This window comes from Pseudomonas putida (assembly GCF_002025705.1).
GTDB lineage: Bacteria > Pseudomonadota > Gammaproteobacteria > Pseudomonadales > Pseudomonadaceae > Aquipseudomonas > Aquipseudomonas putida_J.
Genome location: NZ_CP018846.1, coordinates 4984268 through 4999355, shown reverse-complemented (window position 1 = coordinate 4999355; position 15088 = coordinate 4984268). Strand labels below are relative to the sequence as shown.

At 64.5% G+C, this 15088-nt stretch carries 14 protein-coding genes; 9 read left to right on the top strand and 5 right to left on the bottom strand.

All coding sequences use genetic code 11. The annotated features are described in order from the left end of the window. Positions 1-67 precede the first annotated feature (67 nt). The 5 genes from BUQ73_RS22685 to BUQ73_RS22665 form a co-directional block, all read right to left on the bottom strand. Entirely contained in the window at positions 68-1285 is a 1218-nt protein-coding gene (locus BUQ73_RS22685; protein ID WP_079229768.1) for a DUF3422 domain-containing protein, read from the bottom strand. Positions 1286-1526: 241 nt separating this feature from the next. After that, positions 1527-1793 carry a hypothetical protein gene (locus tag BUQ73_RS22680; protein ID WP_079229767.1) on the bottom strand — a complete coding sequence of 89 codons (267 nt, stop codon included), beginning with the start codon at positions 1791-1793 and terminating at the stop codon, positions 1527-1529. Positions 1794-2450: 657 nt separating this feature from the next. Beyond that, complete coding sequence (locus BUQ73_RS22675) at positions 2451-3881, bottom strand: aldehyde dehydrogenase family protein (protein WP_079229766.1); 1431 nt, start codon at positions 3879-3881, stop codon at positions 2451-2453. 13 nt (positions 3882-3894) lie between these two features. After that, positions 3895-5394, bottom strand: coding sequence for a purine-cytosine permease family protein (locus tag BUQ73_RS22670; RefSeq protein ID WP_079229765.1), 1500 nt, complete (start codon positions 5392-5394; stop codon positions 3895-3897). 94 nt (positions 5395-5488) lie between these two features. Continuing rightward, positions 5489-5878: a YybH family protein gene (locus BUQ73_RS22665; RefSeq protein WP_079229764.1), complete on the bottom strand. Its 390-nt coding sequence runs from the start codon at positions 5876-5878 to the stop codon at positions 5489-5491. A 160-nt stretch (positions 5879-6038) separates the two neighbouring features. On the opposite strand from BUQ73_RS22665, the gene BUQ73_RS29045 reads away from it, so the two are divergent. The 9 genes from BUQ73_RS29045 to BUQ73_RS22620 all read left to right on the top strand — a co-directional run bounded on the left by BUQ73_RS29045 (position 6039) and on the right by BUQ73_RS22620 (position 15059). Beyond that, on the top strand, positions 6039-6218 hold the full coding sequence (locus tag BUQ73_RS29045; RefSeq protein ID WP_079229763.1) for a Fic family protein: 180 nt from the start codon (positions 6039-6041) through the stop codon (positions 6216-6218). Between the two features lie 102 nt (positions 6219-6320). Next, the gene (locus BUQ73_RS22655) at positions 6321-7340 is read left to right on the top strand and encodes a transporter (protein WP_079229762.1); all 1020 of its coding nucleotides are present in this window, start codon (positions 6321-6323) and stop codon (positions 7338-7340) included. Positions 7341-7540: 200 nt separating this feature from the next. Next, positions 7541-8161, top strand: a complete 621-nt coding sequence (gene ycaC, locus BUQ73_RS22650; RefSeq protein WP_010951959.1) for an isochorismate family cysteine hydrolase YcaC — start codon at positions 7541-7543, stop codon at positions 8159-8161. 94 nt (positions 8162-8255) lie between these two features. After that, on the top strand, positions 8256-9074 hold the full coding sequence (ppk2, locus tag BUQ73_RS22645; RefSeq protein ID WP_079229761.1) for a polyphosphate kinase 2: 819 nt from the start codon (positions 8256-8258) through the stop codon (positions 9072-9074). A gap of 35 nt (positions 9075-9109) precedes the next feature. Beyond that, positions 9110-10309 (top strand): monovalent cation:proton antiporter-2 (CPA2) family protein, encoded by a 1200-nt coding sequence (locus tag BUQ73_RS22640; RefSeq protein WP_079229760.1) that lies wholly within the window; start codon positions 9110-9112, stop codon positions 10307-10309. Between the two features lie 36 nt (positions 10310-10345). After that, positions 10346-11443 (top strand): AI-2E family transporter, encoded by a 1098-nt coding sequence (locus tag BUQ73_RS22635; RefSeq protein WP_079229759.1) that lies wholly within the window; start codon positions 10346-10348, stop codon positions 11441-11443. 13 nt (positions 11444-11456) lie between these two features. Next, complete coding sequence (locus BUQ73_RS22630) at positions 11457-12971, top strand: efflux transporter outer membrane subunit (RefSeq protein ID WP_079229758.1); 1515 nt, start codon at positions 11457-11459, stop codon at positions 12969-12971. Beyond that, positions 12968-14059 carry an HlyD family secretion protein gene (locus BUQ73_RS22625; protein WP_079229757.1) on the top strand — a complete coding sequence of 364 codons (1092 nt, stop codon included), beginning with the start codon at positions 12968-12970 and terminating at the stop codon, positions 14057-14059. Before BUQ73_RS22630 ends, BUQ73_RS22625 begins: the two co-directional genes overlap by 4 nt. After that, entirely contained in the window at positions 14049-15059 is a 1011-nt protein-coding gene (locus BUQ73_RS22620) for a DUF2955 domain-containing protein (RefSeq protein ID WP_079229756.1), read from the top strand. Before BUQ73_RS22625 ends, BUQ73_RS22620 begins: the two co-directional genes overlap by 11 nt. Positions 15060-15088: the final 29 nt, after the last annotated feature.

Genomic DNA, 15088 nt, shown 5'->3' with positions numbered 1-15088 from the left:
ACAGAGGTACGCGATCCCCTGTAGGAGCGGCCTTGTGTCGCGAAAGGGGCGCACAGCGCCCCCGGCTTCAATGCTGTTTGGCCTGCCTGATTCGCATCAGAATCACCAGCAATACCAGCAGCACCGGCGGCGCCATCCCCAGCAGCGCATCCCGCGCCGTCAACCCCAGCCCCAGCACATTCAGCCCGCCGTACAACAGCTTGAACAGGTTCAGCAGGTAATAGGTGATGGCGATGATCGACAGCCCCTCCACCGCCCGCTGGATCTTCACCTGAGCATCGGCGCGAGCATTGAGGCTGTGCAGGATTGCTGCATTCTGCTCTTCCATCTCCACCTGCACCCGTGCTTGCAGCAGGTCGCCCAGGTTGGCGACATTCTTCGCCAGCTGTTCCAGGCGCTGCTCGGTCGCCGCACTATAACGCACGGTCGGTTTGAAGCGCCGCTCGATGAACACCCCCAGGCGCTGGCAGTCACCCACATGGCTCTCACGTAACTCGCCGAGGCGCTCGAACACCAACTGTGCATAAGCCTGGGTGGCACCGAAGCGGTGGCGGGTCTTGACCGTGCGGCTGACCACCTGCCGCGACAGGTGGGCGATGGCTTCGAGCAGGGCCTTGGAATCGTGGCCATCCCCGCCAGCGCTGCGCTCCGAGAGTTGCACCAGGGTCTTGTCGAAGGCATCCAGTTCCTGGCTCAAGGCCTTGGCCGTGGTCAGGGTCAGCGAAGCCATCATGCGATAGGTCTCGATCTCCAGCAGGCGGCGGATCATCCGGCCCTGGCGGTACGCGTTGAGGCGGCGGTTGATGAACAGGAAGCGGTTGGTGCCATCCTCGGTCAGGCGAAAATCGCTCCACACCACCGCATCGCCACCGCCAACGCAGGAGCCGCACGGGTCCCTGAACCCGTAGTGCGGCAGGTCCAGATCCTGCTCGTCGCGCACCAGTACCTGCACGGCATTGATCACTTGGGCGGCTTGCGGTGCGATGGCCTCAGCCAGTACCGGCGGCAGCGCTTGCCATTCGGCGTTGGCAGCGGAGCAAGGCACCACCAGGGTCAGGGTGAAGAATTCGGTGTGCCGCTCCCACTTGAACGGGTGGCCATCCAGGTGGGTGATGCCTTGAGCCGCCTCGGCGTCGATCGCCTCCGGGCAGCAGCGTTGCAACAGTGCGGCGCAAGCGGCATCACCGCCGAGCAGGGCCAGGTGGAAGACATGTGCCGGGCCGTCGAAGTACAGCGACGGGCGGGCGTGCAACTCGTTGTGCAAGGCGGTGCGTTGGGGGTGCATGGTGGTCCGGCCTGGTGTTGTGATTGTGGGGGTACCAGGGAGTGGGACTTTGCTGGGGGAGGGGAAAGTCACGCGGGGGAAATTTCTATGGATTGTGCTGGCCTCTTCGCGTTGGTTCGACAGCTCGATTAACCCGCTCTCACAGGTACAGCGCCGTCCGGGACGCCGTGATATTCCCGTGGGAGCGCGCTTGCCCGCGAATGGGCTGCAAAGCAGCCCCGCTGCATTCTCCCGAGGAGCCTCAGCGCTGGTTGATTTCTCCTGCATCCCGGCTCAGGAGCAGCTCATTCAGCGCCCTGGCCATTTGCAGGTTATGAACGGTGTTCACCAACATCCCGATGCCAGGCTCGCCAGCATTCCCGCAGATGTATTCGTCCAGCGTGTCTTCGATACCGCGCAGCAACTGTGAGACGTACACCAGAGCCTCGGGCGAGGGCATGTCGTTGTTGATGGTGTAGAACGCGCGGGGAGAGGTTTTGGTGGGGGGATCGGGGACTGCTTTCTTCATTGCATGACTCTCTCTATTAGTGTTGAAAGAGCCACCGCCAACATTCCTCTCACGGAACGAGGGTGGCAGCCGTACGCGGGGTGAGAGTCCGGTAGAGTCAGCAAAACCCGGCCAGGCTAAAAGCCTGCCCGCGCACAGCCGCCATAGCAGCACTGAAATCTCTGATGAAGCTGGGCTCTCACACCCAATCGCCAGTTATGACGACTCAGGGAAATTAGCCCTGATGCTCAACATCGACAACAGAGAAAGGGCAGCGCAGCGCGTAGGATAATTCCCAAGCGAGCTTAAGCTGAAGCATTTGGTTTCAGGTTGGGAATTTTCTTACGAGAGCTTGCTCGCAAGTGAATGGCGGAAGATTGGGTGAGGACCATCATGTGTTTGCCATGAGCGTTTCAGCGGCTATGAGATCGAGCGCCGCCCGCGCGGCGCATCGCGGATAAATCCGCTCCTACATCTGTTGCAACGTACCGAACCTGTTACGCCATGGTCGTATGCCTTGGCGCATGTCTTGAGCCTTACAAACCAGGCTGACAACCATGGCCTCACAGGCATGGCCACGTTACAACAGATGTAGGAGCGGATTTATCCGCGATGCGCCGCGCGGGCGGCGCTCGATCTCACAGGCGCTGAAAATGTTGCGGCAGGCGCCTTCAGGCATCAGCCCAGGCACCGGGTCACATGCTTCACCGACTGGTAAGCCGACAACCCCCAAGGCCCCAGCTCACGGCCAATCCCGCTGCCCTTGGTGCCGCCCCACGAAGTCTCGACGAACACCGCCTGCACCGAGTTGATCCACACATGCCCGACCTCAAGCGCATCGGCCACGCGCTCGGCGCGCTCCAGGTCGGCGGAGCATACCGTGGCGACCAGCCCGAAACGGCTGTCGTTGGCCTCGTCAATCGCCTGCTCTTCAGTGCTGAAACGACGTGCGCACAGCACCGGGCCAAAGATTTCTTCGGTCCACAGGCGGCTGCCCTTGGGCACATCGGCATACAGCGTAGGGCTCACGAACCAGCCTTCACGATCCAGCGCCTGCCCGCCCGCCAGGCATTGCAGGCCCTCTTCGCGGGCTGTCGCGAAGTAGCTGGCAACTTTCAACCACTGCGCCTGGCTGGTCAGCGGCCCCATGTCGACCTCTTCGGTCAACGGGTTACCGACCCGCAGTTTTTCCAGTGCCGCCTGCAAGCGCGGCAGCAGCGCATCGGCGATGCCGTCCTGCACCAGCAGGCGCGAGGTGGCCGAGCACATCTGCCCGGCGTTCCAGCTGATACCGGCAACGATCCACTCCACCGCCTGGTCCGGGTCGCAATCGTCGAACACCACGATCGCCGACTTGCCGCCAAGCTCCAGGGTCACCGGCCGGCACTGTGCCGACGCACTGCGCATTACCTGGCTGCCGACGTTGTTGCTGCCGGTGAACGACAGCTTGTCGAGGCCGTTGTGGTTGCTCAGCGCGGCGCCAGTTTCAGCCTTGCCGTTGACGATGTTCAGCACGCCAGCCGGCAGGCCCAGGGTGTCGGCGATCTGGCCGTAGGCCTGTTCGATCAGGGGGGTCACTTCCGACGGTTTGAGCACCACGGTGCAACCGGCCGCCAGCGCCGGGGCCAGCTTCCAGGCGCTGGTCACCAGCGGGAAGTTCCATGGCACGATCAGGCCGACCACACCAACCGGTTCCAGGCGGGTGCGCGCAGTGAAACCGGGCGCAGCCAATGGTACGTCGCGGTTTTTCGACGGCAGTTGTTCGGCCAGCTCGGCGTAGTAGGCGAAGGTGGCGATCGCATCATCCAGGTCGATTTCGGCCTCGTGACGCGGCTTGCCGTTGTTGCGCATCTGCAGCGTGATCAACGCTTCACGGCGTTGCCCGAGCTGTTCGGCAAAGCCGCGCAGGAAGGCCGCGCGAGTGCTGGCGCTGACCTTTTTCCAGGTGGGCAGGGCTTCGCGAGCAGCGGCCACAGCCTGGTCGACCTGGGCCACGCTGGCGGCCATCAGTTCGGCAAAGGGCAGGCCCAGCGCAGGTTCGCTGACGCTGATGCAGTCGCTGCCCAGGCCTTCGACCCAGCGGCCGGCAATGTAGTGGGAAGTGGTCATGGTCGGTATCCAGTCAGGCCAATTCGGCGGTGGTCACCGGCGTGCGCGGGGCGCTTTTGCAGCGCACCCAGCGCGGGCCATTGGGGCCATACACGCCAGCAGGTTCAGGGAACAGGTTGAGCAGCAGCAGGTACAGCACGCCGGCCAGGCCCAGGGTTACCGGCAGGCTCAGGTCGATGCCGCCGGCCAGGTCGCCCATCGGGCCGACGAACTGCCCCGGCAGGTTGACGAAGCACAGGCCGACCATCGCGCTAGGGATCCACGCGCCCATGCCGCGCCAGTTCCAGCCATGCAGGAACCAGTAGTGGCCGCCACGCTGGCCGCGGGTGAACACCTGGAGGTCGTCGGCGTGGTAGAAGCCGCGACGGGTGATCAGGCCGAGGATCATGATCACCATCCATGGGCTGGTGCAGGTGATGATCAGCACGGCGAAGGTCGACACGCTCTGCACCAGGTTGAAGGTGAAGCGGCCGATGAAGATGAAGCCGATCGCCAGTACGCCGATCAGCAAGGTGGCGCCCGCGCGGCTGAGCAGGCGCGGGAACACGCTGGACATGTCCAGGCCGGTGCCATACAGCGCGGTAGTGCCGGTGGACATGCCGCCGATCACCGCAATCAGGCACACCGGCAGGAAGAACCAGCTCGGCGCTACTGCCAGCAGGCCGCCGACGTAGTTGTTGGCGGCGATGTAGTCGGGTGCCTGGGTGGCCACCAGGGTGGCGGTGCACAGGCCGAACAGGAACGGGATCAGCGTGGCCACCTGGGCGGCGATCACCGCCAGCATGATGCGCGACTTCGGCGTTTGCCGCGGGATGTAGCGCGACCAGTCGCCGAGGAAAGCACCGAACGACACCGGGTTGCTCATGGCCAGGATCGCGGCGCCTACGAATGCCGCCCAGAAGCCTGGCTGGCTCAGGTTGACGCTACCGGCGAAGCCCGCATCGAACGGCCCGGCGAAGGCGAAGATGCCCAGCAGGAACAGCAAGCTCGAAGCCCACACGGCGATCTTGTTGACCCACAGCATGAAGCGGAAGCCGAAGATGCACACCACCAGCACCAGCACCGCGAACAGGCCATAGGCCAGGCCCAGGGTCAGGTCGGTTTCCGGCAGCCCGGCCAGGCGCTTGGCGCCGCCGACCAGGGCATCACCCGAGCTCCACACCGACAGCGAAAAGAACGCCACGGCAGTGAGCAACGACAGGAACGAGCCGACGATGCGCCCGTGCACGCCAAAATGCGCACCTGACGACACCGCGTTGTTGGTGCCGTTGAGCGCGCCGAACAGGCCCATCGGTGCGAGGATCAGCGCGCCCACGCCGACGCCAAGCAGGATCGCCCAGACCCCGGCCTGGAACGACAGCCCGAACAGCACCGGGAAGCTGCCCAGCACGGCAGTGGCGAAGGTATTGGCACCGCCGAAGATCAGGCGGAACAGGTCAAGCGGGGAGGCGTCGCGTTGATCGTCGGGGATCTGTTCGACGCCATTGGTCTCGATACCGGTCGAGTGGCTCATGGTGATGCTCCAGCGCGGTTGTTGTAGGCCCGGCGCGGTGCGCGGGCCCTCTTGTGGGTGCGATGGCAGTGCGGCAAGGCCGCGTAAGTTCGGATCAGGCTGCGGTGACGATCGACAGGTGCTCGTGGCATGCCAGCCACTGTTCGCCGTGGCGGCGGAAGACGATGGTCTCGCGCTCGGCCAGTTGGTGCTCCTCGCCGGCAATGCGGATATGCGTGGCCACGTCATGCATGAAGATCGCCACGTCACCCTGCAGGCTCACCTGCACGTTGCTGGACTCACAGCCGAGCACGGCAAAGCCTTCGGCCTGCCATTGGGCCCAAAGGTCTTCATAGGCACGGCGGGACAGCAGGGGTTGCGGCAAGGTGTGGAAAAGGAAGGTGGCGTCTTCGCTGAAGCAAGCGAAGTAGCGGGCGGTGTCGTTGCTGGCAAAGGCGGCGACGAGGTCGGCGGCGGCTTGCCGTACCTGGAGTGTCTGGTCCACGGGAGTGGCCTCACGGTTATTGTGATTGTGGTGAAGCGATTCTGGTGGGGGCGGGCCAGGGGAAAAATCGCTGGGGGGAAATAATTAGTTCAGGAATTTATGAACCATTGCTCCAGCATCCTTTACCGGTGCTCTGGTTGAGACGAACTCTACCGATCAAGTGACCGATCAAGTGACCGATCAAGTGACCGATCAAGTAACCAGCCTATTGAGTGTCCTGCCGCCAGGCAAAGCGGTGAGAGCCAGCGAATTGATGCAGCGGCTCGGGCTTTCGCACCGGCCCACTTTCAGCAAGTCGTATCACCCCGTAGCCCGACTCAGCAATATCGCCGCGTCCTGAAATGACTCGAAGGGCCCTCGCACCTGGAATTACTGTCATTGAACTGCAATCTGCAGCGCGCACCCTTTCAGTCTTCGCCCCACTGCCTCATTGCGAGTTCGAATGGGCCATCACGCGCTATATCCCCAGCAGGAACACGACCTGTTCGGCCTGCTGTACGGCTTCTCGTTCCATCCCGGCCAGCCTGGCCGCGAGCTTGACTCGGCCCAGGTATTGCGCAAGCTCAGCGAGCCGCAAGACCCGGACGAATTCCTCTGGTTGCACCTGAACCTCGCCCACGCCGCCTGCGAGCGCTGGCTGCGTTCGCACCTGGCGCTGCCGGACGCCTTCTTCGAAACCTTGCGCGAAGGCTCGCGCTCGACGCGCATCGAACACGCCGATTCGACCCTGCTGGCAGTGGTCAACGACGTGGTGTTCAACTTCGGCCTGGTGTCGTCGGATGTGTCTACCTTGTGGGCCTGCGCCAGCAGCCGGCTGCTGGTGAGTGCGCGGCTGCAGCCGTTGCATTCGGTAGACAAGCTGCGCTCGTCGGTGAAGCAGGGCGAGCGCTTCCATTCACCGATCGAGTTGCTGGTGCACCTGCTGCGTGACCAGGGCGACCTGCTGACCCAGATCGTCCGTGAGACCACCACCAGCGTCGACCGCATCGAAGACCAGCTGCTGTCCCAGCGCCTGAGCGACAACCGCGCCGAGCTGAGCAGCATGCGCCGGGTGCTGGTGCGCCTGCAGCGCCTGCTGGCCCTCGAACCCGGCGCCTTGCTGCGCCTGCTCAACCGCCCGCCCGAGTGGCTGCAGGAGCAGGACATGCGTCAGCTGCGTGCGGCCACCGAGGAGTTCACCCTGGTGATCAGCGACCTGACCGCCCTGGGTGAGCGGATCAAGCTGCTGCAGGAAGAAATCGCCGCCAAGCTCAACGAACAGACCAACCGCACCCTGTTCACCCTGACCGTGGTCACCGTGTTGGCGCTACCGATCAACATCATCGCCGGCTTCTTCGGCATGAACGTCGGCGGTGTGCCGCTCTCGGACGACCCGAACGGCTTCTGGCTGCTGGTGGCGCTGGTGGCGACCTTCACCTTCCTGGCGGGGCGCTGGGCGTTCAGCAAGCGGCGCGAGTATTGAGCCTGTGCTGGCCTCTTCGCGGGTAAACCCGCTCCCACAAGTACTGCACCATACTCAAGCCCGGTGAAACTCCTGTGGGAGCGGGTTTACCCGCGAAAAGGCCAGCACAGGCTTGCCCAGCCAAACCGACTGACGGTCCCATCCGCCCCTGATACTTGCCTACGCTGAAGCTCCCAACCTTTGTTGCAAGGAGATTCGGCATGGCCTTCCAATACAAGCGACTGGACAAGAACAACGCCGCCGTCCTGCTGGTCGACCACCAGACCGGCCTGCTTTCACTGGTCCGCGACATCGACCCGGACCGTTTCAAGAACAACGTCCTGGCCCTCTCTGACCTGGCCAAATACTTCAAGCTGCCGACCATCCTCACCACCAGCTTCGAGACCGGCCCCAACGGCCCGCTGGTACCCGAGCTCAAGGAGCAGTTCCCCGACGCCCCCTACATCGCTCGCCCTGGCAACATCAACGCCTGGGACAACGAGGACTTCGTGAAGGCGGTGAAGGCCACCGGCAAGAAACAACTGCTCATCGCCGGCGTGGTGACCGAGGTCTGCGTGGCCTTCCCGGCGTTGTCTGCGCTGGAGGAGGGCTTCGAGGTGTTCGTGGTCACCGACGCCTCCGGCACCTTCAACGAACTGACCCGTGATTCGGCCTGGCGGCGCATGGAGGCAGCCGGTGCCCAGCTGATGACCTGGTTTGGCGTGGCCTGCGAGCTGCACCGTGACTGGCGCAACGATATCGAAGGCTTGGGCACGCTGTTCTCCAACCACATTCCGGACTATCGCAACCTGATGACCAGCTACAACAAGCTGGCGAAGTAAGGGGGACGGGGCGCGGCAATTTGCCTAACAGGCGAAACGGCAAATTGTCATGGATCGACCATACTGACTCTTCATTCGCCCTCAGGAGAGCGCCATGGCCAAGCCGTCCAAGAAGAAGGATTCGAAAGAGCAGCCAGAAAAACTGGGCGGCAAAACGTATGAGCAAGAGCTCAGGAAGCTGCACGTGGAGCTCGTGAAGTTGCAGGAGTGGGTCGTGGCCAAGGGCCTGAAGGTCTGCGTCGTGTTCGAGGGCCGCGATGGTGCCGGCAAGGGCGGCACCATCAAGGCCATCACCGAGCGGGTCAGCCCGCGGGTGTTCCGGGTAGTGGCATTGCCGGCACCGACCGAGCGGGAAAAGACCCAGATGTACGTGCAACGCTACCTGCGCCACCTGCCCGCCGCGGGCGAAGTGGTGATCTTCGACCGCAGCTGGTACAACCGCGCCGGTGTCGAGCGGGTGATGGGCTTCTGCAGCGAAGAGCAGAGCGCCAAGTTCCTCGCCGTGGTGCCGCTGTTCGAGAAGATGATGGTCGAGTCGGGGATCATCCTCATCAAGTACTGGCTGGAAGTCAGCGCCGAAGAGCAGACCAAGCGCCTGCAAGACCGTATCAGCGACGGGCGCAAACTGTGGAAGCTGTCGCCCATGGACCTCAAGTCATATACCCGCTGGGATGACTACACCCGCGCCCGCGACGACATGTTCGCCGCCTCGGATTCGTCCTGGGCACCGTGGTTCATGGCGCATTCCAACGACAAGCGGCGCGCCCGGCTGAATATCGTCAGCCACATGCTGTCGCGCATCCCCTACAAGGACATCACCCGCGAACAGGTAGTGAAGCTGCCCAAGCGCGGCAAGATCGGCAAATACAAGGCTGTGGCCTATCCCTTCAAAGTGATCGAAGAACGCTTCTGATCCCTTTCGGCAGTGCGTAGCAAGGGTGCGAACTTATGCCTCATGACGGCAGCCTGCTGCAGGCCACGGTAGTGTTCCTGCTGGCCGTGGTGCTTCTGGTACCACTGGCGCAACGTTTGAAAATGGGCGCGGTGCCCGGCTATCTGCTGGCTGGCATCCTGATCGGGCCGTCGGTGCTGGGCCTGCTGGGCAACCCCGACAACGTCGCCCGCCTGTCGGAAATGGGCGTGGTCATGCTGCTGTTCGTCATCGGCCTGGAGCTGTCGCCACGGCGGCTGTGGACCATGCGCAGGGCGCTGTTCGGCGTGGGCTCGTTGCAGGTGGGGCTGACTGCCGTGGTACTGGGCCTGTTGGCTTACTTTCTGTTTGGCCAGTCAAAAGCGGCGGCCATCGTGCTTGGCCTGGGGCTGGCGCTGTCATCGACGGCCTTTGGCCTGCAGGTGCTGGCCGAGCGCAAGGACCTGGGCAAGCCGCACGGTCGCCTGGCCATCGCCATCCTGTTGTTCCAGGACATTGCCGCCATTCCGCTGATTGCCGTGGTGCCGTTGCTCGGTGGCGATGTGAGCACCGCCGACGAAGGCTCCTGGCCGCTGCTGGCAGTGGCGGGCGGTATTGGTGTGGTAATTGTCTTTGGCCGCTATCTGTTGACCCCGGTTTTCAAATGGACAGTCGGCTCGGGCTTGCCCGAGCTCTCTACCGCCACGGCCTTGCTGGTGGTGCTGGGCACCGCCTGGTTGATGGAGCATGTGGGGGTGTCCATGGCACTGGGGGCTTTCCTTGCCGGTGTGCTGATGGCCGATTCGCCCTTTCGGCATGAACTGGAAACCCAGATCGAACCGATCAAGGGCCTGCTCCTCGGGCTGTTTTTCGTTGGTGTCGGCATGAGCGCCGACTTGCAGTTGCTGTTCGGCATGCCCTTGATCGTACTGGGGCTGACGCTGCTGCTGGTGGTGGTCAAGCTGCCGCTGCTGTTGGTGCTCGGGCGTACGGTGGGCGGCCTCAACCATGCCCAGGCACTGTGCCTGGCGGTGGTGCTGGCGTCCGGCGGTGAATTTGCCTTCGTGGTGTTCAAGCTGGCGCTGGGGCATCAGGTACTGACCCAGCAGGTGCATGACCTGCTGGTGCTTGCCATCACCCTGTCGATGGCAGTGGTGCCATTGGTGATGATGGCACTGGCGCGGCAAATGAGAGATGGCAACAGCCCGCAGCCGACACCTGGAGCAGGCACCGATTAGCGCCATGAGGGCGCACCTAACGTTCGGAGGTGAAGCATGCAGCCGGGTTTGAAGCTGGACAGCGCCCTGTCGCGGGGCCTGCTCGACGTGCTGATCAAGGCGGGCCTGGTGGCCGCCTTGGTGGTTTTCTCCTTCCAGGTTTTCCAGCCGTTCCTGGAACTGATGCTGTGGTCGGTGATTCTGGCGGTGACGCTGTATCCGTTGTACTTGCGGATCAAGCGCGGCGCCGGCATCAAGGACGGCTATGCGGCAACCCTGGTGGTGCTGTTGGTGCTGATCGTATTGCTGGTACCGATCTACCTGGTGGTGATGTCCATTGGTGAGTCGGTGGACAGCATGGTGACCTTGCTCAAGAGCGGCGCCTGGAGTGTGCCGGCCCCCCCCGAGTCGGTGGCGGCCTGGCCACTGATCGGGCCCAAGGTCTATGCGCTGTGGCTATCGGCCTCGGAAAACATGGCACATGTGCTCAACCAGTGGATGCCCCAGCTGAAGGGCGCCGGGCGCACCGTGCTGGGCGCTGCGGCCAGTGCCGGTGGTGCGTTCCTGCTGTTTGTCGGGGCGATCATCGTCTCGGGCATCATCATGGCGTTTGGTGAGCGTGGCGAGGTCGCCGCGCAGCGCATCGCCATGCGGGTCTCCGGCGAAGAACGGGGCAAACCGCTTGCAAGGCTGTGCACCGCGACCATTCGCGCCGTTGCCCAAGGGGTGATCGGCATCGCCTTCATCCAGATGCTGCTGATCGGTGTCGGTTTCGTGGTCAAGGGTGTGCCAGGTGCCGGCATGCTGGCCATCGTCATCCTCATGCTGGGGATAGCCCAGGCCCCGGCGACCTTGGTCACGGTGCCGGTGATCATCTACGTGTTCAATGTCGAGGGCTTCACGGTGGCGACCATCGTCTTCGCCATCTACACCTTCGTCGCCGGGCTTGCCGACAACGTGCTCAAGCCACTGCTGCTGGGACGCGGGGTGGATGTGCCGATGCCGGTGGTGCTGATCGGGGCGTTGGGGGGCATGGTGGTCAAGGGCATCATTGGGCTGTTCATCGGCCCGGTGATCCTCGGCGTGACCTACGTGCTGTTCTGGCAATGGGTCGCGCTGCAGGTGCCGGAGCAGCCGGCACCACCTGCCACCTGAGCCAGGGCCCGCCATGCCCAATCGTTGCTATGGCCTGGGGTTGCTGATGGTCCTGGCCGGCTGCACCCAGGTCGGCCCGGACTTCAAGAAGCCTCAGGAGCCATGGCTGGACAGCTGGAGCACGCCACTGCTGGAGCAGGCCGGGCGCTCTGCGCCGGTACCGGACCTGCGCCAGTGGTGGCTGATCTTTGCCGACCCGACGCTCGAAGGGCTGATCGCCGAAGCCGATGCCAACAACACCAACCTGCGCGTGGCCGGCCTGCGCATCGCCGAGGCCAGGGCGCAGCTGGCCATCGTGCAGACCGGGCGTTATCCACAGCTGCAGCAGCTGCGTGCGCAGAGTCTGTACCTGAAGCAGGACCAGTCTGGCACCTCCACTGCCCGAGACTCGGTGTTCTGGCAATCCAGTGCAGGCTTCGACATCGGCTGGGAAATCGACTTCTGGGGCCGTTTCAGCCGCGCCATCGAAAGCGCCGATGCGGTCTACTTCGCCTCCCAGGCCAACTACGCCGATGCCATGCTGCTGCTGCGTGCGCAGGTGGCTGATACCTACTTCGCCCTGCGCACGGCTGAGGCGCGGCTGGATATTGCGCAAGACAACGCCAAGCGCCAGGCGCGCAGCCTGGAGATCACCGAGCGGCTGTTCCGTCACGGCGAGAACGACGAACTCGACTGGCAACAGGCGCGTACCCAGTACCTGGCGACCCTGGCCACCATCCCCGAGTTCGAGAACCAGCTCAATGCCTTGCGCAACGTGCTCTGCTCGCTGCTCGGCAGGCCGCCGGGGCCGCTGCCCGAGCTTGCGGCGCGCCACGGGCAGTTGCCGCTGCCGGACCGCGCGGTGTTGCAGGACGTGCCCGCCAGCCTGTTGCAACGGCGCCCGGACATCCGCGCCGCCGAGCAGGCAGTGGCGGCGCAATCGGCGCTGGTAGGTGTGGCCGAGGCAGACCTTTATCCACAGCTGAGCCTGCTTGGCAGCATCGGCTGGACGTTCTTGTCGGCCAATCACCTGCCCAACACCTTCGACCTGGCTGCCGGGCCGAGCCTGATCTGGAACCCGTTCGACTACGGCCGGCGCAAGAACGCCGTGCGGGTCGAGGACGCCCGCCTGCAGCAATTGATCGAGCTGTATCAGCAAAGCGTGCGCGAAGCCGCACACGAGGCCGACGACGCTGCCAGCGGCCTGGTGCGTTCGCTGCAGAGCGCCAGCATTCGACAGGATGCTTCGCAGGCTGCCCAGCGTTCGCTGACCCTGGCCAGTTCGCAGTACCAGGAGGGCTTTGCCGACTTCCAGCGTGTGCTCGACGCCCAGCAGCTGCTGTTGCAGCAGCAGGACGGTTACCTGGTCAGCCGTGGCAATGCGGTGAGCAGCCTGGTGAGCTTGTACAAGGCGCTGGGCGGAGGCTGGGACAACCAGCGCAAACCGATCGACCGCGCCACCCGCCAGCAGATGCAAAACCGAACCGATTGGGGCGACCTGCTCGACGAGCCAGCCCCCGCCGACCCCGCACAAGGTGAGCCGAAATGAGTGACGCCGCAGACACGCCGTCAGCCCCCGACCGCGGCATGCGCTGGGTGTTGATCCTGATCGTCGTCAGCCTGGTCTGGTACCTGCTGGCTGACCGTTTCACGCCTTACACCCAACAAGCCCGGCTACAGGCCTACGTGGTGCCGGTGGCCGCCGAAGTGGCCGGGCAGATCAAGCGCGTGGCCGTGGGCAACAACCAGGAAGTGCGCCAGGGCGATGTGCTGTTCGAGCTCGATCAGGAGCAGTACCGCATCGCCCTGGCCCGCGCCGAAGCCGACCTGGATACCGTGCGCCGGCAGATCGGCGCCAGTACCGCAGGCATCGACTCGGCCCAGGCCGCGCTGGTGGCAGCCCAGGCCCACGAACGCAAGGCGCGCCAGGATGCCGAGCGGCTCAAGCGGCTGATCGACGAAGACCCGGGCACGGTATCGGTCCGCCGCCTGGAAGGGGCGCAGGCCACCCGTGATCAGGCCATCAGCCAGGTGGCGGCCGCCCGCGCCGAAGTGGTACGGGCCCGCGAACAGCAGGGCGGTGCCGATGCCGACAACGCGCAGTTGCGCAGCGCGGCAGCCAACGTGGAAAAGGCCCGCCTGGACCTGGCGCGTACCGTGGTGCGCGCCGATGCCAACGGCTTGATTACCGATCTGCGCACCGACGTGGGCCACTACGTGGGTGCTGGCAGCCCGATGATGACCCTGATCACCATCCACGACGTGTGGATAAGTGCCGACATGACCGAGAACAACCTCGGCCGCCTGCGCCCCGGTGCGCCGGTGCTGGTGGTGCTCGACGCCATGCCCGGCACCGTGCTGAAAGGGCAGGTTCGCAGCATCGGCTATGGCGTGAGCGTCGGCCAGCCCGCGCCGCCAGGCAGCCTGCCGACCGTGCAGAACAGCCGCGACTGGCTGCGCTCGGCGCAGCGCTTCCCGGTGATCGTCGAACTCGAGCGTGATCAGCTGGCCGACACCTCCGGCTTGCGCGTGGGTGGCCAGGCCGAAGTCATGGCCCTGCCCAGCGAAGGCAACCCGTTGAACCTGCTGGGCCGCGTGTTCATGTGGCTGATGAGCTGGCTGTCGTATGCCTATTGAGCTGCGTCGCCTGCGCGCGCTGCGCCTGGCCTGGGGCGTGGCGCTGTGCCTGGCGAGCAGTTTCGGCCTGGGCCTGCCGGTGCCGATCCTGGCGCCGGTGTTCGCGGTGCTGCTGCTGGCCATGCGCAGCCAGCCGCTGCCGGTCAAGGCGGCGCCTGCACTGGCGATTCTGGTGTTGCTTTGCTGCGGCAGCGGCCTGCTGCTGATTCCTCTATTGCGCCATGCCCCGGTGAGCGGGGTATTGCTGGTCGGCGTGGGGGTGTTCGTGGTCTTGCGCTATGCGCTCAAGGGCGGCAATGGCCTGCTGGCCAACCTGCTGGTGATCGGCCTGACCATGATCGCGGCAGCCGGCACCAGCGATTTCAGCCTGGCGCTGTCGGTGGTCGAGGCCCTGGCCAAGGGCATGCTGCTGGCGGTGCTGGGCACGGCGCTGGCCCATGTGCTGTTTCCGGAACCTGCCGGCGCGCCGGTACAGCCTTCGCCACCTCTGCCCGACAGTGCGGATGTCGGTTGGGTTGCCCTGCGCGCCACGCTCATCGTCATGCCGGCGTTCCTGCTGGCGCTAATCGCCCCGGACCAGTTCATGCCGCTGATCATGAAGGCGGTGAGCCTGGGGCAGCAGGCGGGGGAGACGCGGGCGCGGCATGCCAGCCGTGAACTGATTGGCTCGACCTTGCTGGCCGGGGTGCTGGCGATGCTGTTGTGGGGGGCGTTGAGCCTGTTCGTGCACCTGTGGATGTTCTTCCTCTGGGTGCTGCTGTTCGTCCTCTGGCAGGCGCGCAGGCTCTACCGTGCAGTGGACACTAAGCAAAGCCCGGCGTATTGGGTGAGCTGCCTGACGACCATGCTGATCCTGCTCGGGCAGTCGGTGCAGGACAGTGCCGGCGGGCAGGATGTGTACAAGGCCTTTGCCGTGCGTATGGCACTGTTCGTGGCGGTGTCGCTGTATGCCAGCGCCATGCTGATCTGGATCGACCGGGGTCGGGTTCGGGCTGCATAGCACTCCTGCACCGGCCCTTTCGCGGGTAC